Source organism: Roseiflexus sp., assembly GCF_057785375.1.
This window is the reverse complement of record NZ_JBYNRX010000052.1, coordinates 39454-66421: the sequence shown is the minus strand read 5'-3', so window position 1 is coordinate 66421 and position 26968 is coordinate 39454. Positions and strand designations below refer to the sequence as shown.

General features: G+C 60.6%; 20 protein-coding genes. 5 read left to right on the top strand and 15 right to left on the bottom strand.

Annotated elements, in window-relative coordinates:
• Nucleotides 1-171 precede the first annotated feature (171 nt).
• Complete coding sequence (locus AC3EA7_RS09195; protein ID WP_488613747.1) at nt 172-1281, top strand: STAS domain-containing protein; 1110 nt, start codon at nt 172-174, stop codon at nt 1279-1281.
• Between the two features lie 229 nt (nt 1282-1510).
• Nucleotides 1511-1654 carry a hypothetical protein gene (locus AC3EA7_RS09190; protein WP_488613746.1) on the top strand — a complete coding sequence of 48 codons (144 nt, stop codon included), beginning with the start codon at nt 1511-1513 and terminating at the stop codon, nt 1652-1654.
• A 198-nt stretch (nt 1655-1852) separates the two neighbouring features.
• Here AC3EA7_RS09190 and AC3EA7_RS09185 read toward each other — a convergent pair whose 3' ends face one another.
• The 7 genes from AC3EA7_RS09185 to AC3EA7_RS09155 form a co-directional block, all read right to left on the bottom strand.
• On the bottom strand, nt 1853-3694 hold the full coding sequence (locus AC3EA7_RS09185; protein WP_488613748.1) for a cation-translocating P-type ATPase: 1842 nt from the start codon (nt 3692-3694) through the stop codon (nt 1853-1855).
• The gene (locus AC3EA7_RS09180; protein ID WP_488613745.1) at nt 3585-4601 is read right to left on the bottom strand and encodes an HAD-IC family P-type ATPase; all 1017 of its coding nucleotides are present in this window, start codon (nt 4599-4601) and stop codon (nt 3585-3587) included. The genes AC3EA7_RS09185 and AC3EA7_RS09180 overlap by 110 nt, the downstream gene beginning before the upstream one ends.
• A 693-nt stretch (nt 4602-5294) precedes the next feature.
• On the bottom strand, nt 5295-6302 hold the full coding sequence (locus tag AC3EA7_RS09175; protein ID WP_488613744.1) for a bile acid:sodium symporter family protein: 1008 nt from the start codon (nt 6300-6302) through the stop codon (nt 5295-5297).
• A gap of 304 nt (nt 6303-6606) precedes the next feature.
• Complete coding sequence (gene murJ, locus AC3EA7_RS09170) at nt 6607-8166, bottom strand: murein biosynthesis integral membrane protein MurJ (protein WP_488613743.1); 1560 nt, start codon at nt 8164-8166, stop codon at nt 6607-6609.
• 10 nt (nt 8167-8176) lie between these two features.
• The gene (locus tag AC3EA7_RS09165) at nt 8177-9259 is read right to left on the bottom strand and encodes an LCP family protein (RefSeq protein ID WP_488613742.1); all 1083 of its coding nucleotides are present in this window, start codon (nt 9257-9259) and stop codon (nt 8177-8179) included.
• 59 nt (nt 9260-9318) lie between these two features.
• The gene (locus tag AC3EA7_RS09160; RefSeq protein WP_488613741.1) at nt 9319-10362 is read right to left on the bottom strand and encodes an NAD-dependent epimerase/dehydratase family protein; all 1044 of its coding nucleotides are present in this window, start codon (nt 10360-10362) and stop codon (nt 9319-9321) included.
• Nucleotides 10359-13082, bottom strand: coding sequence for a valine--tRNA ligase (locus AC3EA7_RS09155; RefSeq protein ID WP_488613740.1), 2724 nt, complete (start codon nt 13080-13082; stop codon nt 10359-10361). Before AC3EA7_RS09155 ends, AC3EA7_RS09160 begins: the two co-directional genes overlap by 4 nt.
• A 163-nt stretch (nt 13083-13245) precedes the next feature.
• Here AC3EA7_RS09155 and AC3EA7_RS09150 point away from each other — a divergent pair, with 163 nt between their 5' ends.
• Nucleotides 13246-13776, top strand: a complete 531-nt coding sequence (locus AC3EA7_RS09150; RefSeq protein WP_488613739.1) for a hypothetical protein — start codon at nt 13246-13248, stop codon at nt 13774-13776.
• A gap of 55 nt (nt 13777-13831) precedes the next feature.
• On the opposite strand, the gene AC3EA7_RS09145 is transcribed toward AC3EA7_RS09150, so the two are convergent.
• From AC3EA7_RS09145 to AC3EA7_RS09110, 8 genes are all read right to left on the bottom strand, one after another.
• Entirely contained in the window at nt 13832-15166 is a 1335-nt protein-coding gene (locus AC3EA7_RS09145) for a TRAP transporter large permease (protein ID WP_488613738.1), read from the bottom strand.
• A gap of 9 nt (nt 15167-15175) precedes the next feature.
• Nucleotides 15176-15772, bottom strand: a complete 597-nt coding sequence (locus tag AC3EA7_RS09140) for a TRAP transporter small permease subunit (protein WP_488613737.1) — start codon at nt 15770-15772, stop codon at nt 15176-15178.
• Nucleotides 15773-15973: 201 nt separating this feature from the next.
• Nucleotides 15974-16885 (bottom strand): AEC family transporter, encoded by a 912-nt coding sequence (locus AC3EA7_RS09135; protein ID WP_488613736.1) that lies wholly within the window; start codon nt 16883-16885, stop codon nt 15974-15976.
• A gap of 139 nt (nt 16886-17024) precedes the next feature.
• On the bottom strand, nt 17025-20246 hold the full coding sequence (locus tag AC3EA7_RS09130; RefSeq protein ID WP_488613735.1) for a hypothetical protein: 3222 nt from the start codon (nt 20244-20246) through the stop codon (nt 17025-17027).
• A 37-nt stretch (nt 20247-20283) separates the two neighbouring features.
• The gene (gene recN / locus AC3EA7_RS09125; protein ID WP_488613734.1) at nt 20284-22089 is read right to left on the bottom strand and encodes a DNA repair protein RecN; all 1806 of its coding nucleotides are present in this window, start codon (nt 22087-22089) and stop codon (nt 20284-20286) included.
• 86 nt (nt 22090-22175) lie between these two features.
• Entirely contained in the window at nt 22176-22805 is a 630-nt protein-coding gene (locus AC3EA7_RS09120; RefSeq protein ID WP_488613733.1) for a CDP-alcohol phosphatidyltransferase family protein, read from the bottom strand.
• Between the two features lie 67 nt (nt 22806-22872).
• A complete protein-coding gene (locus tag AC3EA7_RS09115; protein ID WP_488613732.1) occupies nt 22873-23781 on the bottom strand; it encodes a ParB/RepB/Spo0J family partition protein in 909 nt (302 codons plus the stop codon).
• Nucleotides 23778-24578 carry a ParA family protein gene (locus AC3EA7_RS09110; protein ID WP_488613731.1) on the bottom strand — a complete coding sequence of 267 codons (801 nt, stop codon included), beginning with the start codon at nt 24576-24578 and terminating at the stop codon, nt 23778-23780. Before AC3EA7_RS09110 ends, AC3EA7_RS09115 begins: the two co-directional genes overlap by 4 nt.
• Nucleotides 24579-25184: 606 nt before the next feature.
• Between AC3EA7_RS09110 and AC3EA7_RS09105 the strand changes: the two genes are divergently transcribed.
• Nucleotides 25185-25766 (top strand): bifunctional nuclease family protein, encoded by a 582-nt coding sequence (locus tag AC3EA7_RS09105; protein ID WP_488613730.1) that lies wholly within the window; start codon nt 25185-25187, stop codon nt 25764-25766.
• 473 nt (nt 25767-26239) lie between these two features.
• Nucleotides 26240-26932 (top strand): response regulator transcription factor, encoded by a 693-nt coding sequence (locus AC3EA7_RS09100; protein ID WP_488613729.1) that lies wholly within the window; start codon nt 26240-26242, stop codon nt 26930-26932.
• The last annotated feature ends 36 nt before the right edge of the window (nt 26933-26968 follow it).

Genomic DNA, 26968 nt, shown 5'->3' with positions numbered 1-26968 from the left:
ACCGCGGCAAGCGTTGCGATCTGAGCCTCTTTCAGTTGGGGTTGCGCTTGCTGGAGCACCTTTTGAACGAAGGCAAAGAGATTCCCGTTGCCTTCCAGATGGTAGAGTAGCTTTGCGTAAAAAAGTGTACGGTAGTGAATTATCGGATAGCCCGTTCCAGGAGCAAACGCCATGCGCCACTTTCTCGCATCTCTGATTGCTGTCAGACACCCTGATGAGGACGCTCAACGACGCGGGCAGAACGTCATCTTGCTGGCATATGGGTTGATCCTTACGAGCATCTTACTGGCAGCCTATGTTACAGTTGCAGGCGCGCCTGTATCGCGCGTCGCTATTCCCATCATTGCCAGCTTCGTCGTGCAGACGACCGTGATCATCCTGGCGCGCAACGGACGGGTCAATCTTGCAGGCGGCATTATAGTTGGCATGGCAATTGTGGGCATCGTTGGCTCCGCAATACTGAATGCCGATCAGCTCGTTACACTGCTGTTCTTGCCGGCGCCTTTGCTCATCGCTACCGCAGTGCTGCCGCCGATTGGCGTCATCGCCACGCTGCTCGGCGCTCTGACAGGCATCGGAGCCTTGATCGTCGCATTGCCGCCGCCAGAAAATACAATACTGCGCAATACACTGTTTGTTGGCATCGGGCTGCTCTCCTTCTTTACGGCTCTGACCGGCATCCTGATTAGCACCGGGCACGAACGCCTTCAGCGCCGGCTCTGTCAGGCGCAGCGCCACGCCGATCAGACGACGCAGGCGTTGCAAACATTGAATGAAGAACTCGATCGGCGCGTTCAGATGCAAACCGAAACCCTCCAGCAAATCGTGCAGGAACTGGAGGAACGTTCAACCGAACAGGAGCGCCTGCTGCAAGAAATTGCCGTCCAGCGCGACATCATCCGGGAACTCAGCCTGCCAATCCTGCCGGTCGGGCGCGATGTGCTGGTCGCGCCGCTCATTGGCGCACTCGACGGGGATCGGTTGCATCAGTTGCAGCACCAGACATTCCGGCGGGTTGAACGCACCCATGCCCGAATGCTCATTCTGGACGTCACCGGTGTGCCGCTGATCGATACGCACGTCGCTCAGGGTCTGACAGGGTTGATCCATGGATTGCGTCTGCTGGGCGCGGAAGTGGCGATAGTGGGGGTACGCCCCGAAGTGGCGCAGACTATTATTGGACTTGGCATTCGACTGCGGGATGTCAGCGTCTTCAGCGACCTGGGTTCTGCGCTTCAGTATGCGACATTTCGCTTTGCTGAACGCAAGACGATCGTCTGAACAGGCGGTCTGGCGCCACGCGCTGGCTTCGACAGGCCCAGCCGACGCCGACCGCTGGATCACACAGAGACTTGCCGGAAAAACGCGCGACAATACCGTTCCCCGCACGAAAACTGTCATCATATTGTTACAGTTATTCACAATTTGTGGATAACTGTGGATAAATCCTAAATGTAGGGTTCTATCTTTCGAGCAGGTACAATAATCAGATAAGCCTGAAGCCCTGCTGATGACGACGGTCTTCCTCAACATCTCACGGATTGTGCCGCCTCGCTTGACTTCGGCTCGCGCCAGAAGCGTGATCGGCGGCGCGGCAGCGGCAGCGGTGGCTGAGCCTGTCGAAGCCACCGCCACTGCCCAAAAGCCATACTAACTTGCGGCCAGTCAGACAAGATATTCGAGCGCCCGGTTCGCAAGGCGTAACGATCCACAACGCGCGTTGGCAGTCGTGGACGCACTGCGCATCGACATCAGCAGCCCCGCAGGGCTTTCAGTCCTCAGCGAGGGCTTTCGCCCGCAGCGTCCCGGCAGTATGGTACGAATGACCGCGCATGAGCGCCAGAAGTATCCTTCACGCATCGGGATCGATCAGTCCAAACCATCCTTTGCGAATCACCCACTTGGCCAGTTCCAGCACCGGCGCCACGGTCGCTGCCAGCCCTGCAATGATCAGCCAGTCGGTCAGCGGCAGGGCGTAGGTCCCAAAGGCATTGTGCAGGAACGGCAGATACACGATCAGCGAGAGCAATACCAGTTCCCAGATGATTGCCAGGTTGAGCCATTTATTGGCAAATGGCTTATTCCACACCGAATTCCGGTCCGAACGGAAGTTATAGGCTTTGAAGAACTGGATCAACACCAGCGAAACGAACGTCATCGTCATTGCCTCTTCCAGACTACGCCCCGAATTCAGCGCCCATATAAAGAGCGCCAGGTTGACAATCGTCGACCAGACGCCGCCAAGCACCATGAGCGCGACCACCGGGCGCGTGAAAATGCCGATCTGGGGATTGCGCGGCTTGCGCTTCATCAGGTCGGCTTCCGGCGGGTCGACGGCCGGCGCCAGCGCGGGTAATCCGTCAGTCGCCAGGTTGACATACAGGATCTGCACTGCCGAGAGCGGCAGCGGCAGCCCCAGGAACGACGCGCCTGCCATCAGCCCGATCTCGCCGATGTTGGACGAGAGCAGATACATCAGGTATTTCTTGATGTTGCTGAAGACGCCGCGCCCCTCTTCCACCGCCGCCACAATCGAGGCAAAGTTGTCGTCGGTCAGGGTCATTGCTGCGGCTTCTTTGGTCACATCGGCGCCGGTGATGCCCATTGCCACGCCAATATCGGCCCGTTTGAGCGCCGGCGCATCGTTGACGCCATCACCGGTCATGGCAACCACATGGCCGTTCGACTGCCAGGCAGTTACTACCCGCAGTTTGTGGGACGGCGAAACACGCGCATAAACGCGAATGTCCTCAACTGCGCGCTTCAACTGCTCATCCGACATGGACTCCAGTTCCGCGCCGGTCACCACTCGACCGCCGTTGAGCAGGTGCAACTCCCCTGCAATCGCCTGCGCCGTCAAGGGATGGTCGCCGGTAATCATGACCGGGCGAATACCGGCTTCGATACATGTGGCGATTGCATCTCTGGCTTCGGGGCGAGGCGGATCGATCATTCCAACCAGACCCAGGAAGGTCATACCGATCTCTGCATCTTCGGGCGTTGCGCCTGGTTTGAACGCAATGCCCAGCACCCGCATCGCCTGGCTCGCCATCTCCTGCGCCTGCTGCAGAATCTGCTCGCGCCCGGCATCGTCCAGCAGGCGAATGCCGTCGGCAGTGATGACCGTGTCGCATCCCTCCAGAATGACTTCCGGCGCACCTTTCGCATACGCGGTTACGCCATCCGCTCCCCGATGGAGCGTGGTCATGCGCTTGGTTTCGGACGAAAATGGGATGTCGTGAATGCGCGGACTCGCAGCATCGAGGGTCTCTTTCCACAATCCGGCTTTGGCAGCCACGACCACGAGCGCGCCTTTGGTTGGATCGCCCTTGATGTCCCAACTGCCATCATTTTTCCGAATCAGGCGCGCATCCGACGCGAGAACCGCCGCTTTCAGGGTGAGCACGAGCGGCTCAGGCGGTGAAACCGGATGATCATCGAGAAGGAACTCGCCTGCGGGCGCGTACCCGGCGCCAGAGACGGCAAAGCATTTCCCGGCAGTGAAGACCTGGCGAACCGTCATTTCATCCTTTGTCAACGTGCCGGTTTTGTCGGTACAGATCATCGAGGTGCTGCCCAGTGTTTCAACCGCTGGCAGGCGACGGATGAGCGCGTGACGTTTTGCCATCTTCTGCACGCCTATCGCCAGCGAAATCGTGACGACGGCGGGCAAAGCCTCCGGTACAACCGCCACTGCCAGCGCAATGCCGAAGATCAGCATGTCGATGATCGGTTGCCCGCGCAAGCAGCCCAAGCGCCACGATCAGCGCCACGACAACGAACGCTGCACGCGCCAGCACGCCGCCAACCCGGTCCAGGTTCTGCTGCAGCGGCGTGCGCACCGTCTCGACCGTCTGGAGCATTTGGGCGATTTTGCCGAACTCAGTGCGCATACCGGTGGCAACGATCAGCGCCTTTCCGCGCCCGTACGTCGCCGACGTACCGGCATACACCATATTCTTGCGGTCTCCCAGCGGCAAATTGTCGCGCCCCAGCGGATGCGCGTGTTTCTCGACCGGAACCGACTCGCCGGTCAGTGCAGCCTCTTCGATTTGCAGGTTGATCGCTTCGATCAGCCGCGCATCCGCTGGAATACGGTCGCCGGTGTGGAGCAGAATGACATCGCCTGGAACCAGATCGCCCGCTGGAATGCGGATCTCCTGCCCATCACGCAGCACGGCTGCGGTTGGCGCCGCCATCTGCTGCAAGGCTTCGATAGCGCGCTCGGCGCGGTATTCCTGGATAAACCCAAGCAGCACCGCAAACAGCACAATAATGGCAATGACGATCGACTCAACGCCATGACCCAAAAAGAACGAAATCGCCGTTGCAATCAGCAGGATGATAATCAGAACATTCTTGAACTGTTCGAGCAGAATCTCCCACGGTGAAATGCGCCGCGCCGCCTGAAGTTCGTTGGGACCATACTGCTCCAGACGTTTGCGGGCTTCATTGCTGCTCAATCCGTCGGGTGCGCTGCCGAGCAAGGCGAAAACCTCTTCAACAGCGTATGCATGCCAGCAGTGCTCCGGCGCTGTATCGCCATGTGCCGGAGAAGACCCTGTCCGCTCGATATCCGGTTGTACAGTTGAAGGTTTCATGCGCCGTTCTCCCTTCTCCGCACACAAACCGCAAGACCACCGCTCTTCAAGCGATGGTCTTGCGGTTTCGTTCAGGCAGCCGGGAAATCTCTTTCCGTGATGACGGCCGCCCGACCCGGAAAATCCGGGTGCTACTCCCCATCTGTTACTAGGGTATAGCGGGGAAGGCGCATCCCGTCAAGGGGCGCTGTCGCGTTTTTCGTTGCTATACCAAATGGTGTTCAGTCAGACAAAATGTTCGCGCGTTCGCTGGGCAAGGCGTAACAATCCGCAACGCGCGCTGGCAGTCGTGGACGCATGACCGCGTCCTGGCGTCAGCAGCCCCAACGGGGCTTGCACGTGCGGTGAGCACGGTCGAACCGCCTGCGGTGAGCACGGTCGAACCGCAGCGAGGGCGTTCGCCCGCAGCGCTCCGGCATCCTGCCGCGCGCCCCGGCAGTATGGTCCAAATGACCGCGCATCGGTATCAGATTTTACGATCCAACCTTGTAGCGCAAACAACCGGATGTTGCGCAATCATTGCCCGTGTTGACCGTCTTGCGGCGGACTTGGCTTCGACAGGCTCAGCCAGCGTCCGCCGCGCCACTTCCTTGATTGCTTTCGGTGACCGGCCTGCGCAATCCATCGCCACAGGCTCAGCCAGCGTCCGCCGCGCCTCATCTCTGGATCGTCCAGGTTTTGGGTGATCCTCTATCAGAAACCGGTCGAGGTCTGCACACGACCGGATGAAGCGGTTGCGACCGTCGCCGGGATCTCGCTGTCGCGCTCGCCCTTCGTCCGGTTGAGATCGAAAATGTCCAGGCGGAAGCGATCGCGGCAGCAACCGCACTGCCGGCGCCCAATACGCGCATTGACGAAGAACCCGAACGCCGCAGCTGTGCCGAACATCACCAGGCTGTAGATCGCCGGCGGGATCGCCATCGCGGGATTGTTGAGAAACGTTGCGCCCGACGCCAGCGCAATCGCCAGCGTTCCGTTCTGGATGCCGACTTCGATGCCGCTCGTGATGCGCTGTGACCAGTTGAGACGCATGATCACGGCAATCGCAAAACCGATCAGCATGCTCATGGCGCTCAACATCAGCGTCGCCGGACCGACATCGATGAATGCCTGGACGATGATAGCCCGTTCGCGGATGATCGCCGCCAGGATCACCAGAACCAGCAGCGTCACGGATGCGACCTTCACCGGGAAGTCGGCTTCGGCGGCAAACTCAGGGCGCTTCGCCCGCATCCACATGCCGAGCGCAACCGGAACAATCGTCAGTAGCGAAATCTGCACGACGGTCTGCAAAAACGGCAATTGAAGCGTTGTTCCCTGACCCAGGAAGTGGATCAGCATCCAGTTGACCAGCGGCGGAATGGTGATGACCGTCACCGTATTCGATACGGCTGTCAATGTCACCGACAGGGCGACATCGCCGCGCGAGAGGAACGAAATCAGGTTCGACGTCGGACCGCCGGGGCACAGAGCGATGATCATCAACCCGACGGCATATTCAGGCGGAAGGTTGAATGTCGAGGCGATAAAGAAGCCAACCAGCGGCAAGACGACCAACTGCCCGAACAGACCAATGGCGACCGCTTTCGGGTAGAACAGCACCCGCCGGAAATCATCCACGACCAGCGATAGACCCATGCCCCACATGATGATAGCGATTGCGATCGGCAGAAACACGCCCGTGATGATGTTCTGTTCCATGCGCTCCTCTCAGGTTTTGTGTCGATCTCCCAATTCCGACGTCCGCTATCTTCCCCAATCCTGGCGCCACATGCACTCCCAATAACGACTGCATCCCGGCATTGCTCGACCACGAACTCAGACCTGCGCCAGAACCAGCGCTTCGATCAGGGTTCGCCTTCGACCATGCTTGCAGATACGCATCGTCGAGAGACGATCAAAGAGAAGAGGCGAGAAATGATCGTTACCCGGAGCCACCCCAGGGGTGAGGAAGATGCCCATATCTTAAGATGAAGCGCAAGGAAGGAAAAGCGTAGGAGTTCCCTTATGCGGTAGGGAAGAATCCCCGCTGCCGAAGGGTAGTTATCAGGAAGTCGAGCGCTTCGACACGCAATGCCAGGCAGACGCCAGCATATGCCAGCGCTCCAAGCCCGCCCGCCCCGAGCAACGCCACAAGCGGACCGGCAAACGCCAGGGCGTCGCCCAGCAACCATGCCAGGAAAAACAGCGCTGTGCAGGCGACCAGGCACTTCCACAAGGTTTCGCCGATACGCAGACCGCCGAGATCCACCAGGCGCCGCGAGAGAAGGTACAGGATCAGCGCGTGCCCGATCCACTGCGCCGAATTCGCCAGAATGAGCGCCGCCACCCCCAATGGCGTCAGAAACAGCAGCGGAAGCGCCGTGGCTGCATAGATCAGTATCGCCGCTCCCTGCACCAGATTCGGCGTCAGAGTGCGCTGGCGCGCATAGAATGCAAACAGGATCATCTGGTCGAGCGCCGCCGCAGGCAATCCCGGCAGGTAGAACAGCAACGCGCGCGCCGTTGCCTGTGTATCTTCGCCGCCAAAGGCGCCGCGTTGATAGAGCAGCGCGACGACCGGCGCCGCCAGTGTTGCGAGGCCGGCGGTCGCCGGGAGGATGAGCAACAACACAACCTTGATCCCCATCGCCAGGGTCACACGAAACGCCTCTTCATCACCGACGCTCGCCTGGCGCGAGAGGGTCGGGAGCACGGCGAACGACACCGCCGCCGCCACCAGACCGAGGGGGAACTGGATGAGCGCCGTGGCATAGCGCATGGTCGGAATAGCGTCCGGCGTTAGGCGCGACGCCAGATTGCGATCGATCACGATTCCGGCGACCGAGAAACCGATCCCCAACGCAACCGGCGCGTAGAGCGCGAGAATCCGGCGCACACCGGGATGCGCCAGGTCGAGCGTCAGGAACGGAACATGCGTCGCATCACGCAGACCGGGGAGTTGCAACACGACCTGCAAGACTGAACCAAGCAATACACCGGCGACCAGGCTGAGCGAACCGAACCACGATTGCAGCAACACAGCGCCGAGAATAATCCCCAGATTGAAGATACTGGTTGTAAACGCGGGCAGGAGAAACCGCTGCCGTGCATAGAGCAGCGCCGTAATCAGACCCGAAAGCCCCATAAAGAAAACCGACGGCAGGAGCAGACGGGTCATCACGATGGTCTGTTCGCGGAGTTCAGGCGCAAACCCGCCTGCCAGCAGCGTCACAACGGCCGGCGCCTGCCAGACGAGGAAGCCGACGGTCAACGCAATCGCACCAAGCGCCAGATTGACGACGGTGGCGGCAACGCGCCAGAAGGCGGCGTCGTCTTCTTCCGCATACGCGCTGAATACCGGCACGAGCGCAGCGCTGATCGCGCCATTGACCAGCAGATCGTAGACTATCGTGGGAACGGCGGAAGCGGCGGTAAAGGCGGCGACATCCGCGCCGCGCCCGAAGAGACCGGCGATAACCGCCTCGCGCACCACGCCGATCAGGCGACTGGCGATATTGCCAGCCGCGATCAGGAGCGCAGCGGTTGCGACACGGCGGACAACCGCACCCGAAGCGCCGGACATGCTCTTCTTCCTATGGCGTGGGGACGCCGCCGGCGATCATACGGTCAACGATCTCGCGCACGGCTTCAGGATCGGCGGCGAAGGTATCGGGGTCGCCCAGGGTAATGATCATCTTCGAGTCAATCGCATACCGCTGAATATTATCGAGGTCCAGCCGGGTCGCAGCGCGCGCCAGGCGGATCATCTCGCTGCGCGGCACGTCGGTGCGCACATAGTCGCGCAGGGCGCTGGTGTAGTCGTCGATCTTGTTGATCTGCGAAATCAGTCCTCGTTCACGCACACGCTCGACCAGCGCCAGCAACACCTGCTGCTGACGCTGATTCCGTCCGAAGTCGCTATCGGCGTGGCGTGTGCGCGCATAGATCAAGGCGCGTTCACTATCCATCCACTGCCGCCCCGGCTCGAAGCGCACCCGCATCGTGCGCACATCGCCGGGGAACGCATCCACCGGATAGCGCGGATCATCGATCTCTTTGGGCACATCGATAGAAATGCCGCCGACCAGGTCGATGACCCTGCGAAACCCCTCGAAGTTGATCAGAGCGAAGTGATGCACCGGAACGCCGACCAGATCGGAGACGGTTTGTTTCAACAGAGCGGCGCCGTATCCTTTGCCGAGACGGGTTTCACCGAGCAGATAGACCGAATTGATTTTTCGGCGTCCAAACCCTGGCGTATCGACCATCAGGTCGCGCGGGAACGACAGCATACTGACACGACCGGTGCGCGGGTTGATGTGGAGCAGGATGATCGCATCGGTGCGACTGATCTCCTCATCAGCGCGCGCATCGGCGCCGAGGAGCAGAATATTGACCGGATCATCATTCTCTGGCGCAACCGTTGGCGCGACGGTAGGAAGAGGAACAGGGAGGACAGGACCCACCGATGTGTCGGCAGGCGCCGGAGCGCTGATCACCGGTTCAGGGGTCGGCGCCAGGACGACAGGCGTCACGATCATCGCGTCCACATCGTCGAGCGCCTGTTTCCATTCGAAGCCGAGACGGGCAATGGCGATGATGCCGGTCAGCGCCATAACGCCCAAAAGGACAAGAACGAAGCGACGACGCATACCGGGGTGACGTATCAAGCGCACAACTCCGTGGTTTTTCAGACGTTCACCCTGCTACTATACCACATATTTGCAGCGGCGATTCAGAAAAGGATCTTTGCCAGGCGCAGCACGCCTTGTTTCCACGGGACGCGATGCGAGACGCCCGAAGCGCCTTCGAACTCCTGCAGATGTTCAATATACCAGCGATAGTTACGAACGAGCGCCTCTTTGTTCGAGTACTTCGGCGTGAACCCGAGCAACCGTTCAGCTTTTTCGATCGACACGAACGAGTCGGTGGCGGCGGTTTCGTACACCCACTTGTAGAGCGGCGAGAGGCGGAGCGCCTCCAGAGCGCGCAACGTCCAGATCGCCGGCGCTGCGGGGAAGGGAATGATCTTCTTGCCGAAACCGGCAGCGTCCAGCACAGCCTGATAATCTTCGCGCATTGTCGTGAACTCTTTCGCGCCAATGTTGAAGGTGTCATTCACACGATCCCGATCAAGCGTCGCACACAGGTAGATCGCTTCGCACAGGTCTTCGACATCGAGCAACTGATAGCGGTTATTACCGCTGCCGATCATGGGGAAGTTCTTCCCGTCCTTTGCCCAATCATAGAGCAGCGCAAATACGCCAAGACGCTCTGGTCCGACGAATGATTTCGGGCGAATAATCGGCACACACATCCCTTTGGCGCGATACTCCAGGCAGATCTGCTCAGCCTTCACCTTCGCCTCACCGTAGGGACCGACGCCGTGGAGCGGGTCGTCCTCGGAGAGCGGGTGATGATCAGGAATCCCGTAGACCGCCGTCGAAGAGATATGGATCACCCGATCGACGCCGTGCTCGAAGGCTGATTGCAGCACATTGCGCGTGCCGTCGAGGTCAGTGGAGAAGATGTCTTCTTTTTTATACAGTGGCAGCGCCGCCGCCGCATGCACAACGATCTGCACGCCCTCCATGGCGCGATCAACGCTCGAACGATCGCGGATATCGCCTTTGATTGCTTTGACCTGGTTCCGTTCCGGGTAGTTGAAGTCGGCAATATCAAGCGAGACGACGGGATGCCCACGCTCCAGCAGGTAGCGGATCAGATTAATGCCAAGAAAACCGGCGCCGCCGGTAATCAGAAAGGTAGATGCTGTCATGGGTGTAATCCTTGCTGCGCCAGGCGATCCTGCAAGCGAGCGATGGTTTCGCGAACGGCCGCCAGGCCGTCGCGTTCGCGTTGCACCACAGCCGCAGGCGCCTTGTCAACGAAACCAGGGGTGGACAGTCGCGCTTCGCGCCGCGCCGCTTCCGCCTGCGCCGCTTCCAGTTCTCTGAGCAGACGCGCGCGCTCGGCTTCCAGGTCAATCATACCGGCAAGCGGCAGATAGGTCTCGACCGCTCCGATCACGAGGGTTGCGGCGTTCGATGGCGTCTGATCGAGCGCTTCGATGATCGTCAATTGATTGGCATCGACACGCGCCAGACGCGCAATGATCGAACGTTGTGATTCGATCAGCGTCATCTGTGCGCCTGCCACGATCGTCGCCGCAATCAGGCGCGCCGGTTCGACTTTGTATTCGGTGCGGATGTTGCGGATGCCGGTGATCAGCGCCTGGACGAGCGCCCAATCTCGCTCAACGCGCTCATCGATCTGCGTCGGGTCTGGTTGTGGATACGACGCGATCATAATCGACACCGGAGCAGTGTCGGATCGGCGGTCGTCCACCAGATACTGCCAGGTTTCCTCGGTCACGAACGGCATAAACGGGTGCAACAGACGCAATGCGCCTTCCAGCACCGTATAAAGCACGGCGCGCGTCGATGGCCTGAGCGATCCCTGCTCGAACTGCACTTTTGCGACTTCGACGTACCAGTCGGCGAATTCGCTCCAGAGGAAATCCTGGATGCCGCGCCCCGCCTCGCCGAAATTGTATGCCTGCATCAACCGATCCACATCTGCTGCCAGACGATGGTAGCGCGACAGGATCCAGCGATCGGCGAGCGTCGCCGGTTGAGGATCGCCGATGGCTTGTGACCCGTTCGCGTCGTCCAGTTTCGAGAGCACGAAGCGGGCGATGTTCCACAATTTGTTGGCGAAGTTGCGCGCCGACTCAATGCGCTCCGGATTGAGGTTCAGGTCCTGACCGGGCGAACTGCTGGTCGCCAGCGTGAAGCGCAGCGCATCGGCGCCATACTGGTCGATCACATCCAGCGGATTGACCACATTGCCATAGGTTTTCGACATCTTGCGTCCATCTTTGTCGCGCACCAGCCCGTGGAGGTAGACCGTATGGAAGGGCGTTTCGCCTGTCAGGTAGCACCCCATCATCATCATGCGCGCGACCCAGAAGAACAGGATGTCGTACCCTGTTTCCATAACGCTGGTAGGATAGAAGCGCCGCATATCCGGCGTATCGTCGGGCCAGCCAAGCGTCGAGAAGGGCCAGAGCGCACTGGAGAACCACGTATCGAGCACATCCGGGTCCTGAACCAGCCCTTCACCCTGTGGATCGGGATCGTCGGGACCGGGCACGATCATCTGGCCGTCGGGCGTGTACCACACGGGAATGCGATGACCCCACCAGAGCTGACGGCTGATGCACCAGTCCTGAATGTTTTCGAGCCAGTGGAAGAACACTTTCTCGAAGCGTTCCGGCACAATGCGGGTGCGTCCTTCGCGCACTGCTGCGAGCGCCAGATCAGCCAGCGGTTTGGCGCGCACGAACCACTGCTCGCTGAGAAGCGGCTCAACGACTTCGCCGCCGCGCTGACTGATCCCCACTGACATACGATGGGGACGCACCTCGACCAGCAACTCCTCGCGTTCCAGGTCATCGATCAGGCGCCGCCGCGCCTCGAAGCGATCCAGCCCGGCATACGGACCGGCTTCGGCGTTGAGGGTCGCATCGGCATTCATGATGTTGATCATCGGCAAATGGTGGCGCTGACCCACCAGATAGTCGTTCGGGTCATGCGCCGGCGTGATTTTCACCGCGCCGGTGCCGAACTCCGGGTCGGCGTAGTCGTCGGCAATAATCGGTATCAGGCGGCCAATGGCCGGCAGCGCGACCATCCGCCCGATCAGATGTCGGTAGCGCGGATCGTCGGGGTTCACCGCCACTGCGGTATCACCCATGATCGTTTCCGGGCGCGTGGTGGCGACGGTGATAAACTCTGGGGCGCCGGCAGCCCACCGACCGCTGCCCCAGACGCCAGGACGCCAGTCATCGCTGGCGAGCGGATAGCGCACGTGATACATCGCCATGTCGCGCTCTTCATATTCCACCTCCAGATCGCTCACCGCAGTTTGCAGGTTGGGCGACCAGTTGACCAGGCGATAGCCGCGATAGATCAGGCCGTCGTCGTACAGCCGCTTGAAGGCGGCGCGCACCGCACGCGAGAGCATCGGGTCGAGCGTAAACCGCTCGCGCGTCCAGTCGCACGAGGCGCCGAGGCGACGCAACTGACGGGTGATTTCGCCGCCGTACTTTTCTTTCCACTCCCAGGTGCGGCGCAGAAACTCCTCACGACCGATCTGCTGACGACTCGTCCCCTCGCTCTGGAGCAACCGTTCGACCTGCAATTGCGTGGCGATGCCGGCGTGATCGGTTCCGGGCAACCAGAGCGTCGGCTCGCCGAGCATCCGATGCCAGCGCACCATGACATCCTCAATCGTGACGAACATCGCGTGCCCCATGTGGAGTTCGCCGGTCACATTCGGCGGGGGCATTGAAACAACGAAGGGCGGACGGTCGGACGTTTCGGGCGGCGTGAAGAAGCCGCTGCGCTCCCACCATTCGTAGAGGCGCTGCTCAACGCGCTGCGATTCGTAGGCTTTCGCCATTTCAGCCGGTCGCTGACTATCGGGCGTTTTCATGGCACTGATCACTTACCGCGTAGAGATGGCAAAAAAGTGCGCAGAGCGATCCGCCGTCATTGCGGTGCGCTGCTGCGACAGACAGTACGTATTATAGCGGATTCTGTGATCAGCACAAGACCACTCACGTCCAGACGCGCAGAACCTGTTTTCGCAACTCGCCGTGCGCCGGAACCTGAAGATCAGCGCCGGTTTTCGTCCGTGGCGTTTCAAGGATCGACCGCCGGTCGAACCAGAGGTGGCTGCATTTTGTACAGCGCCCTCGGAAGGCTGGACCGTGCTGGCGACCGTCGATACCCTCACTATTGCTGCGCCGCCGCCCGGAAATGAATATGCTGCCGTAACCGGCGCTGACGGAATGCGTTCCGTTTGCACAGCAACAGGACTGGGGGGCGATATGCGCATTATCTGCGACTCACCCGGAGGAGGGACATTGAGCGTCAAGGAGTATACGTGGCCAGGATGGCAGGCTCGGGTAAATGGAGCGCCTGCTGTTCTTCTGGAAGGACCCTGGCTCAACACTGTCGTTCCGCCAGGGAAGATTGAGGTGATCCTGCGCTACCGTCCCTGGGACGCACCTCCTGGCATCGCGCTCTGCATCGTCGGGCTGGCAATCTCCGTATGGATGTGGCGATCAGAACGCCAGAACCCGCCAGTGGACCCTGAACCGCTTGTCGCTTCCAAAGAGGAGTGATCACGGCTGCCAGGACCCTCTCGCCCCTCGCCCCTCGCCTCTCGCCCCTCTCGCCTCACCCCTGCACCCGCTCGACCAGCCACGTCACCGTGCCGGGGAAGAGGATGACCAGGATCAGCACGACGAGTTGCAGCGCTATGAACGGCAGCGCCCCTTTGTGGATATCGGCGGTCTCAACTTCGGGAGGCGCGACGCTCTGGAGGTAGAAGAGCGAAAAGCCGACCGGCGGCGACACGAACGCCGTCTGCAAATTGACCGCCATCATAATGCCGAACCAGATCATATCGACGCCGAGTGCAGTGGCAGCGGGAACGAAGAGCGGCATCACAATGAAGCAGATTTCGACGAACTCAAGGAAAATGCCGAGCAGAAAGACAACGATATTGCTCACGATAACGAATGCCAGAATCCCACCGGGCAACCCGGTCAGGACCTCAGTCACGAACTTCGTGCCGCCGAGCGCCTCGAAGATCAATGAGAAGAACGTCGAGCAAAACAGGATCATAATCACCAGCGTACTCGTGCGCGCCGTACTGAGCGCCGAGTCCGCCAGCAATTTCCAGTTCAGGCGTTTATTCGCCCACGCCAGCAGGATCGCGCCGACCGCGCCGACCGAACCGGCTTCTGTCGGCGTTGCCAGACCGAAGAAGATACTGCCGAGCACAGCGAAGATCAGCGCGATCGGCGGTACCAGCGCCTTCAACGACTTCAGGAGGAGCGCCCGACCGCGGATCTGGCGCATTTCCAGCGGCAGCGGCGGCGCGAGTTCCGGCTTCAGATAGGCGATCACCACACAGTAGAGCGCATACGAGCCGGCCAGCATCAACCCCGGTATCAGCGCGCCGGCAAACAGGTCGCCGACCGAGACGCCAATCTGATCGCTGAGGACGACGAGCACCAGGCTTGGCGGAATCATCTGCGCCAGCGTTCCCGACGACGTAATGGCGCCGGTTGCAAGACCCTTATCATACCCCAGGCGCACCATGATCGGCAGCGAGATCAGCCCCATGGCGATGATGGTCGCAGCGACGACGCCGGTTGTGGCCGCCAGCAGGGTTCCCACGACAACCACTGCGAGCGCAATGCCGCCGCGCAACGGACCAAGCAGAATGCCGACGGTTTCGAGCAATTCTTCAGCCAGACCCGATTTTTCAAGAACTGAACCAAGGTAGATAAAGAAGGGTATCGCCAGCAGGGTGAAATCGGACATTGTACCAAACCAGCGGTTCGGCAGAAGGCGCAGCAGGTCGATTTTGACTGCATCGAGCGACAACCCGATCAAACCGAAGATGATTGCTGTTCCTGCAAAGGAGAATGCCACCGGGTATCCGCTGATCAGCAGGAAGAAGAACCCGACGAACATGGCGATGGCCAGCCACTCGTACCCCATCGTACACTCCTATTCAACTAAAGGCGCGTGGTATTCCTCGATCTGCGCCGCCTTTTCAGCGCGCACCATATTGGTGATAATTGCAAAATACTTGATAGCCTGGGAAATCGCCTGCAACAGCAGTAACACGAAAGCGACGATAATCATCGACTTAATCGGCGCGCGCGGCAGGCCATCCGGGTCCGGCGACACCTCCCAGGTTCCCCAGTTGCCATTCGGAAGACGGCCCCATGAAAACAAGACCGGATTGATGGTCACAACGATGGCGAGGATACAGAAGGGGATGAGGAACAACAGCGTTCCGGCGAAATCGATCAGGGCGCGTCGTCGGGGGGGCCAGTTGGCATACCAGAAATCGACGCGCACATTCAGGTTATGCTTCAGAATATAGGCGAAGCCCAGGAAGAACATGATCGAGAACAGGTACCACTGCAACTCAATAATCGCATTCGAGGTGAGGCGTGTGCCAATGAAGCGCCCGACATAGCGCGCGACGACATTGACGAAGCCGATGGCGACCATCGCCATGACGATATACGCCGTTTTGCTGCCGATCCACTCATTGATCGCATCAATCGCATCACTCACGCGCAAAAGCACTTGCATAGAACGTCGCTCCCTTTTCTTGAGCCTGGAGACCTTCGCAGCACAGGAGACGCATAAGGAGACTTACCCCTGTACGACAGGCGCACGGTCATTCACTGCGCATCATGGCGACAGCGGAGCATTCTTATGAAATATTGTATCAGATGAACAACAAGAAGGCAGAGAGACTACCTGACAACGTTTATTATACCATAATTCTCGCTACACAATTGCCAGCACAATCGTCAGCGTTACGATGCTGAGGAGGGTGGAAAACAGGACGGTTGTGATGACGAATTCCGGCAGCAGGTCATTTTCGACTGCAATGATCGACGCCAGGACGGCGGCAGGCATGGCCGCCTGCAACACGCCAACCGCGCGTTCGATGCCATCGAGACCGAAGAGCGGCGCCAGCAACAGCGCCAGCGCCGGTCCTGCAACCAATCGAGCGGCGGCTGCCAGCACGGTATCGAGCGTCAGGCGCGGCATGCCTGCGCCGGAGAGCTGCACGCCGAGCGCCACCAGCATGGTGGGAATCATGGCAGCGGCAAGGAGACTGATCGAGCGTGAGAGGAGCAGCGGCAGTTCGATCTGCAGGCTGTTGACCAGCAATGCCGGCGGAACGGCAATGAGGGCTGGCGTTTTGACCACGGCAAGCGCAGCGCGCCAGGCGCTGCCGCGATGCCAGTTGGCGGCGGCGACGCCGACGACAAAGGCGATGCTGGAAATTGCCAGAAAGTAGACGGTCCCGGCGACCAGCGCCTGATCACTGCCGGGAAAGCGGAACTGAATGATCGGGATGCCAAAGTTCCCGACGTTGCCAAAGATGGCGATGAGCATGTAGGCGGCGACCATCTTCGGCGAGCGGCGCAGCAGCGTGGCAACCACATACCCTACGCCGGCGCACGCCAGATGCACAACCACCGTATAGGCGACCATCTGACCGGCAAGCGCTGCGCCAATGCGCGCGCTGCTCATCACATCGAACGTGAAGGCGGGTATCAGGATGAAGTAGGAAAAGCGGGTCAGAGTGCGCGATTCGAGACTGAGACGGGGACCAGCGACATAACCGAACGACACGAGCAAGAAGACCGGCGCCAGAACGTTGAGAAAGATCGACAGCAGGGCAGGCACATTCTACTCCATACAATCAACGCAGCGAAAAGAACGACCGCACGATCCGCGCCCTTCGACACGCGGGAAGGGCGCAGACAGGCGCTCTGGCGCCAGGAATATCCGTCGTCTTATCGTGCGGTCGGGATAGAGACAGGCATTATCCGCCGCTGGCGCGCTGCCGGAGGTAGCCGAGCAACGCCTCGATTGCAGCGCGCTGTTGATCGGTCGTCTCCTGGCGCTGCGATGCGCGCGCCAGCAACTCCTGCGCCTGCTGCACCGCCTGATTATAGCGCAGGAGATCGCTCAACACAATGGTATAGTTCTGGCGCGCTTCCAGGTTGTCCGGCTGTAATCGCACCGCCTCGGCAAATGCGTTCGCGGCGGTTTCGAGGTCGCCAGCGCGCACCGAGAGCAGACCGATGATCGATGACAATTGCGGGTCGTTGGGACGAGACGCCTGCGCTGCGCTGTACGTGTCGCGCAGGCGCGTCAACTGCGCCGGGTCGGACGAGAGCGCCGATGCGATTGCGCTTATCTGTCCATCGAGCGCGGACGAGTCACGGGCCAGCAACGTCAGATACTGATCGACAGCTTCTGCGTACCGTCCCTGCGCCCGCAGGATCTCGCCCTTTCGCAGCAGCGTATCATTGTAGAGCGGATCGAGATTGCGCGATGTTTCGAGCAGCGCCAGGGCTTTGTCGTAATCGCCGGATCGTGCAACTGCGCTGGCATACTCGTTCAGAATGGCAACATCCTGGGGGGCGATTGCGTGCGCTTTTTGATACCACTCGATTGCCTGCACAAGCGCGTCACGATCCTGACCGCCGCTCAGGTTCTGATACCAGAAGTTGTACATACGCGCCAGGTTGGCGGCGTGGTCTTTGTTGAGCGGCGCAAGTTGCTGGGCGCGCAACAGGACGGCGCGGGCGTAGCTCATCAATTCCATGGGCGAGCGCTGCAGCACAAACGCCTGCAGCGCCGCCGTGTCATCGAGTTGCAGCAGGGTGGCGACGCTGGCATTCGGATTGACCTGGCCAAGGGGGGCGCCGGTGCGGCGCGCTTCATCGGCGCGTATCGAGACCATGGTCATGAGCGACCGGCCAAGCGTCAGGTAGTAGAAATCCTGGCCCGGCTCCATACGGATCGCATCCAGCAGATACCCTGCGCCGACGATCTGCTGATCCAGCCGGGCGCGTGGATCGTCGATGTACCCCTGCGCCTGCTGCAACCGCATATCCGCCAGGACGCTATCCACGTTGAACGTCCAGACGCCGAGGAAGGCGAGGATCAGAATGATGGCATAGACCGCCATCGCCGCGGTGCGTCCTTCGGAGCGGGTACGGGAAGCCGCTGATCGACCGGTTGACGGTGATCCGCGCTTAACCGCCTGGGCGCGCCGTCCGCCGCGCTGGCGCGCTGGCGCCGCCGGGGTGGCCACGGCGGGCGCCGGCGCTGGCGCTGTTTGAACCGGTGCAGCGCCTGGCAGATGATACTCGCCAGCGATTCCTCCCACGACCACGACGAGCGCAAACGACACCCACTCGAGCATGAGCGTCGATACGATCGGAATACCGGTCAACCCCTCGATCGCGTGCGCCGTCACTGCAGCGACTGCCGCCGTGATCAGCACTTGCAGTCCCCAGTCCGTCACACGGGTCGCCAGACGCCACGCCAGCGCAAAGAAGCTGAACAGGAGGAAGAGATAACTTATGAGACCCAGGATGCCCTTGTTGATGATTTCATCAAGGTACGCCTGGTGCGACCGATCCGGCGATGCCGTACGCGCCTCGAGGCTGGTCAGGGACGGCGGATAGAAGGGATTGTACGCCACGAACATGGTTTCGGGACCCCACCCGACGATCGTGCGCAATGGATCAGACCGGATGAGCGCAGCGGCGCCGCCGGCTTTGTCGTCGCCAAACCAGATCAACCAGCGCACCCGCCCGGTGCCGGTCTCGACTTCGAGCAGGCGACCCATGCGACCGATATACGGCACATCGCGCAGTTGCTGGAACACCGGCGCATCGGAAAGGTTGAAGGCCGCCAGAAAGCCTGCCAGTGCAATCGCAAGCGCCACCTCGCCGATGAGCAACCCTCGCCAGAGGCGCGCGCGCGCCTGGTTGCGCTGCTGCGCCCGGCGCAGCGCCAGGATCAGGAGCATGGTAAAGAACACGAACAGCGCCGCAAAGCCGCCCAGCCATGGTCCGCGACTCTGAGTGAAGAAGATGGCCGCCAGGAGCAACGCGGCAATGGTAAACGCGCCAACCGCTTCAAGAACGAGACCGAAGCGCGACGGTCCGGCAGTACGGCGAGGGAGCAAGATCAGCAGCGCATACCCAGACGTCATAAGCGCCACTGCGATGCCCAGCCAGAGAGGCCACTCGACGCCGGGACGACCCTCGAGCGGAACCACGCGCTGGTTCGGTCCCTGTCCCAGCGTATACGACATACCGAGGAAGACGACATACCCCAGCATCAGGACGCCTGGCATGAACATGCTGAACGTGAGGCGTTCGGCGCGGTGCGGCGCCAGCGCAATAAGCAGGAACAATCCGCCAGCGACGACCAGTGCGCCGGGGTAGACCCACCAGTAGCGCAGGTCGGCGGCGCGCACGACGGCGCCGAACATCATTGCGGCAAACACCAGCGCCAGCGCAGACAGCGCCAGCAAGACATACGCTGCGCCCCATCCCAGATCGATTGGCGGACGGGACGGTGAAGCGTCTGCGTTCCGCGCCTGATGGACGGCGACGATGCCGCGGTAGAGCGCATAGGGCAGCACCATAATCATGTAGGCGGCCACGAAGATTGAGTTCCCCATCGTGGACGCCACACGCGACACCACATCGCCGCGCCAGGGAAGCGGATCGAGCTGCATGTGCTGAACCAGACCGTAGCACGCGGCGATCAGACCGGCGAGGATCATCACTATCACCAGGCGATCGAGTTGCTCGCGGCGACGGAGATAGAGGGCAATGAACGCGCCGAGGCCAATGTACGAGAGGTTGGTGAACGTCCCCTGCAGGCGCTGGTACGACCCCCAGAAACTGACCGCTGGCGCGATCGAGACGGCCGTTGCCAGAAGAAAGACTGCTGCATAGATAATGGTCGGAACAGCCAGCGGCACAGCAGCGATGCGCCGGAACCAGGGCACATTGGACGCATCCTCGGCGGCGCGACGGTTTGTCAGGCGTTCGAGCGCGTCGATCAGCGCAACCGCCAGCATGACCATCACAATCGAGCGCAGCGTAGTCGCTTTATCCGGCTCGAAGTGACGCGCCGATAACAGATTGAAGTAGGTTGGTATCAGCAAGAGGGCAAGCAGCCATCCGCCCTCAATCATGCGCTCACACCAGATCGAAACAGATGATCGAGACACCGCGAATCCTCCCGCGACGAACTGCATCAGCGCCGGATCATGACGTGCGCTCAACACCGACGCGCAGCGGCTCTGGCGCCAGGTCGCGTTCGAGCCGCTGCTTGTACGCCCGCGCTCGTTCGAGCATGTCGAGCGCGCTGCGGAGACTATGCTCGCTCACCGGCGTACCATCGAGCATAGCAGCGATCTCGTGCGCCCGTTGCGCATCGTCGAGCCGCTCGACCACCGTTCGCGTTCGTCCATCACCGAATACTTTCGTGATCGCATAGTGCGCATCGGCGAACGTGGCAACCTGCGGCAGGTGGGTAATACAGATGACCTGATGGCGATCACTGATGCTCCAGAGTTTTTCCCCCACCACCTGACCGGCGCGACCGCCGACGCCGACGTCGATCTCATCGAATACCAGGGTGGGGATATCATCAACGCGCGAAAGGATCGATTTCAGCGCCAGCAGGAGACGTGCGCTCTCGCCGCCCGATGCAATCCGCGCCAGCGGCTTGAGCGGCTCGCCGGGATTGGGCGAGAGCAGAAACTCAATCGTATCGATGCCGGTGCGATCAAACGCCAGGCGACGTTCGACCCCACAGTCAACCAGCGGAACGCCGTCAGGGTCTTCGGTGCGCTCGATACTCACCGCGAAGCGCACATGCGGCAACGCAAGATCGCGCGCCGCCTGATCCACGGCATGCGCCAGGCGGTCACCCGCCTCCCGGCGACGTTGAGACAACTCAGCGGCAAGATGGCCGATCTCCGCGAGCAGGCGACGTTCTTCCGCCTCAAGGTCCGCCAAATGTTCGGCGCTGCGGGTCAGGCGTTCGATTTCCGCTTCGGCGGACGCTGCTCGTTCGAGGATCTGATCGATGCTGCCGCGGTACTTCCGCTGCATATCGCGGATCAAGGTCAGACGATCCTCGATGGCGTCGAGTCGCGCCGGATCGAATTCCATCGCATCGCGGTAAGCGCGCACGCGCGTCGCAAGATCCTCGACATTGTAGAGGAGATCGGCCGCCTGCTCGGCAGCCGGCTGCAACGACGGATCGAGACGCGCCAGTTCGGCAAGCGCATCGCTGATAGCGCCGAGGAGTTCGACTGCCGACCGGGCAGCGCGCCGGCCAGTCTCATCGCCGGTGTAGAGCAGCGCATAGGCTGTCGCAACCAGTTCGGTAATACGCGCGCCATTCTGGAGCAGGGCGCGTTCGCGCAGCAATTCATCTTCTTCGCCAGGACGAAGGCGCGCTGCGCGGACATCTTCCAGAAGGAAGGTCAACTCCTGAATGCGTTCGGCACGGCGCGCCGCAGCGCTGCGCAACGTTGCGAGTTCATCGCGCACATGGCGCAACGCCGCGACCTGTGCGGCAATCTGCTCACGCAGCGGGATCAGACCGCCGAAACGGTCGAGCATCTCGCCGTGGGTGCGGCTGTTGAAGAGCGACAGACCCTCGTGCTGACCGTGGATATCGACCAGGCGACTGCCAATGTCGCGCAGCACGGCGCTGCTGACCGCGCGCCCGTTGACGCGCGCAACACTCCGCCCGCTTTCGCGGATTATCTCGCGTGACAGGATCGCCTGATCGTCGTCATCGCGCAGACCATACTCATCAAGGAGCGACAGGAGATCGGGACGGTCGGCAATGCTGAACACCCCTTCGATGCGGGCGCGTTCGCAGCCGGAGCGCACAAGGGAAGGATCGGTGCGTTCGCCGCGCAGCGTTCCCAACGCATCGATAATAATCGACTTGCCGGCGCCGGTCTCGCCGGTAAGGACATTGAACCCGTCGCAGAAGCGCAGATTGAGGCGCTCAATAATTGCGAAATCGCTGATGTTGAGTTCAAGCAACATGCACGTGACGGCGTATGCGTCGCACCTGAATGGACAGGCAACAGCATTGTACCATATTCCGTCCCGGCAGGGCGTTCCGTCCTCGTTTACTTGCCACGTTCCACTGCGTGGATGGGACGTTTTGCGACCGGCTCGGCGCGACTCTGGAGCCACACATGGACAAAGCGCTGGATTGCGGTGATGTTGCTCAGGACCGCCAGACACCAGAGCATCAGCGTCACCCAGCCGGTCAGCAATCCAAGGACGATCAGGGCAATCCGCTCGGGGCGCTCGAGCAATCCGGCTTTACCATCGAAGCCGCACCCTTCAGCGCGGGCGCGGATGTAACTGGTCAACAGCGAACCGATTGCGGACGCGAAGATCAGCAGCGTTTCGACGGCGTGAGGCATCAGACGTTCAAAATAGATCAGCAATCCGAGAAGGATAACCATATCTGCATAGCGGTCGAGCGTCGAGTCGAGAAACGAACCGAAGCGACTGACCTGATTCGTTGCGCGCGCCAGAGCGCCATCGAGCACATCGAACAGACTGGCGAACGCGACGATCAATCCGCCGACGAAGAACTGGCCGGATGCCAGCCACCAGACGCTTGCAATCGTCAACAGCAGATTCAAAACTGTCAACATCGACGGATGCACACCGGTTCGACCGAGCGTTCGCGCTGCCAGATCAGCCGTCCATTGACGGATATGCTTATTGTACCGTTTTGTGAACATCGCCCCGACCTCCGCCGCCTGCATGTCTTCAGAAGAGCAAGATCGTCTTTGGAATAACCGACCGGCGCTATCTATCCATTGACAGACGATCAAAGAACTCCTGCATCTTCTCCTCGGTATGAAACACGATCGTCACCCTGAGATCACGGTCGGTACGGACCAGGCTCACCGGCGTACCGAGCAAACGTTCGAGTTCGCGCCGGATGTTCTGATCGTCCGGCGACAGGTCGGATGACCGGGAAGCGCGCTGGCGTTTGACCGGCGTCTCTTCCGGCAGACGCGGGCGGACCACCGAGAGCGCGCGATGGATGTCGCCGGTCGTCCGGGCGTGGTCGGTGAGACGCTCCACTTCACGAACATTCAGGTCATAATCGATAATTGCCGCCACTGTCGCTTCCTGCGCCGCATCATCGGCGAGTTTGAGCAGCGCACGTCCATGGCCGGCGCTGATGCGTCCGGCAAGGAGCGCCTGTTGCGCGACCGGCGCAAGTCCCAGGAGGCGGCGCGTATTGGCGACCGCTTCGCGGCTCCGACCGACGCGCTGCGCGATGGCTTCATCGCTGAGACCGAACTCATCCTTCAGAGTCTGGTAGGCGTGCGCCTCTTCGAGGGCGTTGAGATCAGCGCGCTGAATATTTTCGATCAGTGCAATTTCGAGCGCCTGCTGGTGGGTGCTTTCGCGGACAATGATCGGCACGCGATCAAGCCCGGCGCGACAGGCGGCGCGCAGGCGACGTTCGCCGGCGATCAACTCATAGCGACCATCGTCTCGTTCGGTGACGATCAATGGCTGGATAATCCCATGCTCGCGGATGGATGCCGCCAGTTCGTCGAGCGCGGCTTCATCGAAATCGGTGCGCGGCTGATACGGATTGGCATCGATGCTGTCGATTGACGTCTCCCGCACCACAGCGCGTTCCGTATCGCCGGGAATCAGCGCAGCAAGACCGCTGCCAAGCCCACGAGGACGTTTCATTGCACAACCGCCTGTCGATCAATACGGCGCAGCACTTCATCAGTAAGCGCTGCATATGCGAACGCACCACGGCTGGAAGGATCGTACTCCGCAATCGTGCGCCCGTAGCTGGGCGCCTCGCTGATGCGCACACTGCGCGGGATCAGGGTTTGGAAGATGCGTTGCGGGAAGTAACGACGCACCTCTTCGACGACCTGCTGCGCCAGGTTGGTGCGACCGTCGAACATGGTCATGACCACCCCGACAATCGTCAGACGCGGATTGAGATGGTCGCGGACCCGATCGATCGTCCCCTTCAACTGCGCCAACCCCTCGAGCGCCAGGTACTCGCACTGAAGCGGTATGATAACTCCACGCGCCGCGCAAAGCGCATTCAACGTCAGCAATCCCAGGGAAGGCGGACAGTCGAGCAACACCCAATCATACCCGACCACCTGGCCAAGCGCGTCGGCAAGGCGCCATTCGCGGCGTTCAGCCGTGACCAGTTCGACCATGGCGCCGGCGAGATGTTCATTTGCTGGCACGATGTCCAACCCGGCGCGGCCAGTTGACCGGATTGCCCGATCCAGACCGGCGACGCCGACGATCGCCTCATATGTCGAATAGCGCAGATCGCGTTTGGGGACTCCCAGGCTGGTCGTCGCGTTGCCCTGCGGATCGCAATCAACCAGGAGCACCTGCTGACCGCGGCTCGCCAGTTCACCCGCGAGGTTGACGGCGGTCGTCGTCTTGCCGACGCCGCCCTTCTGGTTCGCCAGAGCGAGGATGTACGGTTCCGAAGCGCCGATGGTTGACATTGCAGTACTGTTTCACGTGAAACGTCGATCGCCTCTCCGACGCTGCCTCATTGTAGCATGAGGAAAGAGTTTGCGCGAACTGCCGTGATATGGGTGTGGACCTGATGGGTCGACGAAATGCCGTATCGCTGCGGTTTGGCGCCCCCGCCGGGAACGTGAACGCTCATACGGGGCTGTACGCACACGGGACAACACAGGAGGGCACGGCGTGGGCTTCGACAGGCTCAGCCCACGCCGTCTGTGATCAGGCCGGCGGTATAGACAACATTGGGAGGGTATGGCGTCGCACCCGCAGTACATCACACACCGCCTCCGCCGCAGGCGCTTCAGGTATGGCGCCAGGAAAGATGGCGCGATTGCGGACAAATTCACGCCGTCTCCCCGCGCCGCTGTCCAATCCTGCGCACGCGGCAGCCCCGCCGGGGCGTGCGCACGGGCTTTCGCCCGCAGCGCCGGGATGCCGTCTGACTATGCATGGACCCGACCTTCTGATTCCGCCTTGACGTACCAACTCACACCGTGTTAGTATGGAAGCTAGCGCTACTATCAGACATCTTTACGCTTGCCGTGCTCAAACGCGCAAGCGATCCTCAGAAAGGTCGATCGATGATCCGTGTAACTGTTGACAGCATCCGCGTGAGTCTGCTGACACAGCACCGTGTCGTCGTCCTGCGCGAAGCCGAGAGTCGGCGCTACCTGCCGATCTGGATTGGCGCCTTCGAAGCCGACGCGATCGCGCTCGCCATGCAAGGGCACGAACCACAGCGTCCGATGACGCACGATCTGCTCAAATCAGTCTTCAGCGAATTGGGTTCGACAATTAGCCACATCGTCATCAACGACATCCAGGATAGTACGTTCTATGCACGGATTGTCGTTGAGCAGGGCAGTCACACCATTGAGATCGACGCCCGTCCAAGCGATGCGATCGCGCTTGCCGTGCGCGCCGATGCGCCGATCTACGTCGAAACCCATGTCTTCGAGACTGCCGGCGTGCTCTTCGAGGAAGAAGAAACTGCCGCCGCCGATGAGAAACCCAAGAGCGCGTCGCGCACGCTGGCTGGTGCAACCGAAGCCGACGAACCAGAAGCGGATACATCAACTGATGAGAGTCTCTCGCTCTTCCGCGATTTCATCAACACGCTGGATATCGACGATGACGAAAAGAACAAGGGGAAGAAACAGTAGTCCGCCGGCCACGTCGGTTCCTCAATATGAGTCTCGTCGAGCGTCCTCCTGAATTCAGGAGGACGCTCCCGTTCAATGCGCAGGACTGGCGTGCCATTGTCGTGGAAAACATACATGAGATCCTGTGGATACGTCGGTGGAGCAGGGGCGCGTTGATGGTGGAAGAAGGTGAACACATCCTCCACGTCCAACGTTTCTCTGGATAGATTGCGGAGATCTCTCCACCAGTTGTTCTACAAGGTTTGCGCGCTCTGGACGATTGTTCACCGCTCTTTCCACACTTCCACACACACTACTATGACGGTGATCATCTTCTCCAATTATGAGAAGAGAGACTCCTCCGGGCAGGAAATCGCATGGATTGACAGCAACCCGACTCTATCGTATACATAACATGAGATGACAGAATGAGCGCATCGCTCTCACCAAACTGATCCGCGCGCACCGATTTCGCTTACGGTGGGGTAACCGATATGGCCGCAACAATCCTCGTTGTTGAGGATGAGGAGCCGATTCTCAACCTGGTCGTCGCCTATCTGAGGGCTGACGGCTTTGTCGTGCATACGGCGCGCGATGGCGAGGCAGGGCTGATGCTTGCGCAGACGCTCCGTCCCGATCTGGTTATCCTTGATCTACTGCTGCCGGGACTGGACGGTCTTGAAATCTGCCGGCGTCTTCAGCATGATGGTGGACCATATGTGCTCATGCTAACAGCGCGCGCTGAGGAAGTTGATAAAGTTGTGGGGTTGTCCGTTGGCGCGGACGACTATCTGACCAAACCATTCAGCCCGCGTGAACTGGTTGCGCGCGTTAAGGCGATCCTGCGTCGGCGACGCCACGCGAGCGCCGCCTTCTCCCCTGAGTCCGCCCTGTTGACCTTTCGCGATCTTCAGATTGATGTGGCGCGGCGAGAGGTGCAGCGTCGCGGCGTGCCGATCACGTTGACGGCGCGTGAGTTCGATCTGCTCTATACACTCGCAGCAATGCCCGGGCGCGTGTTTACTCGTGAACAGTTGCTCGAACGGGTCTGGGGGCATGATTTCGATGGGGTTGATCGCGTGGTTGATGTCCATATCAGTCTGCTGCGGCGCAAACTGGAGGATGATCCGACTGAACCGACATTGATCCAGACCGTTCGCGGCGTCGGATACAAATTCACCGGTTGATACGATTGTTCGGCGCGGAAACCGCCGGTTGCTCTT

Excerpts from the sequence above, each read along its gene's own strand:
- AC3EA7_RS09190 (WP_488613746.1), top strand. The coding sequence starts at position 1,511 with ATGACGACGGTCTTCCTCAACATCTCACGGATTGTGCCGCCTCGCTTG.
- AC3EA7_RS09175 (WP_488613744.1), bottom strand. The coding sequence starts at position 6,302 with ATGGAACAGAACATCATCACGGGCGTGTTTCTGCCGATCGCAATCGCT.
- AC3EA7_RS09155 (WP_488613740.1), bottom strand. The coding sequence starts at position 13,082 with ATGAAAACGCCCGATAGTCAGCGACCGGCTGAAATGGCGAAAGCCTAC.
- AC3EA7_RS09110 (WP_488613731.1), bottom strand. The coding sequence starts at position 24,578 with ATGTCAACCATCGGCGCTTCGGAACCGTACATCCTCGCTCTGGCGAAC.
- AC3EA7_RS09115 (WP_488613732.1), bottom strand. The coding sequence starts at position 23,781 with ATGAAACGTCCTCGTGGGCTTGGCAGCGGTCTTGCTGCGCTGATTCCC.
- AC3EA7_RS09140 (WP_488613737.1), bottom strand. The coding sequence starts at position 15,772 with ATGCAAGTGCTTTTGCGCGTGAGTGATGCGATTGATGCGATCAATGAG.
- AC3EA7_RS09195 (WP_488613747.1), top strand. The coding sequence starts at position 172 with ATGCGCCACTTTCTCGCATCTCTGATTGCTGTCAGACACCCTGATGAG.
- AC3EA7_RS09160 (WP_488613741.1), bottom strand. The coding sequence starts at position 10,362 with ATGACAGCATCTACCTTTCTGATTACCGGCGGCGCCGGTTTTCTTGGC.
- AC3EA7_RS09120 (WP_488613733.1), bottom strand. The coding sequence starts at position 22,805 with ATGTTCACAAAACGGTACAATAAGCATATCCGTCAATGGACGGCTGAT.
- AC3EA7_RS09145 (WP_488613738.1), bottom strand. The coding sequence starts at position 15,166 with ATGGGGTACGAGTGGCTGGCCATCGCCATGTTCGTCGGGTTCTTCTTC.
- AC3EA7_RS09100 (WP_488613729.1), top strand. The coding sequence starts at position 26,240 with ATGGCCGCAACAATCCTCGTTGTTGAGGATGAGGAGCCGATTCTCAAC.
- recN (WP_488613734.1), bottom strand. The coding sequence starts at position 22,089 with ATGTTGCTTGAACTCAACATCAGCGATTTCGCAATTATTGAGCGCCTC.
- AC3EA7_RS09180 (WP_488613745.1), bottom strand. The coding sequence starts at position 4,601 with ATGAAACCTTCAACTGTACAACCGGATATCGAGCGGACAGGGTCTTCT.
- AC3EA7_RS09105 (WP_488613730.1), top strand. The coding sequence starts at position 25,185 with ATGATCCGTGTAACTGTTGACAGCATCCGCGTGAGTCTGCTGACACAG.
- murJ (WP_488613743.1), bottom strand. The coding sequence starts at position 8,166 with ATGTCCGGCGCTTCGGGTGCGGTTGTCCGCCGTGTCGCAACCGCTGCG.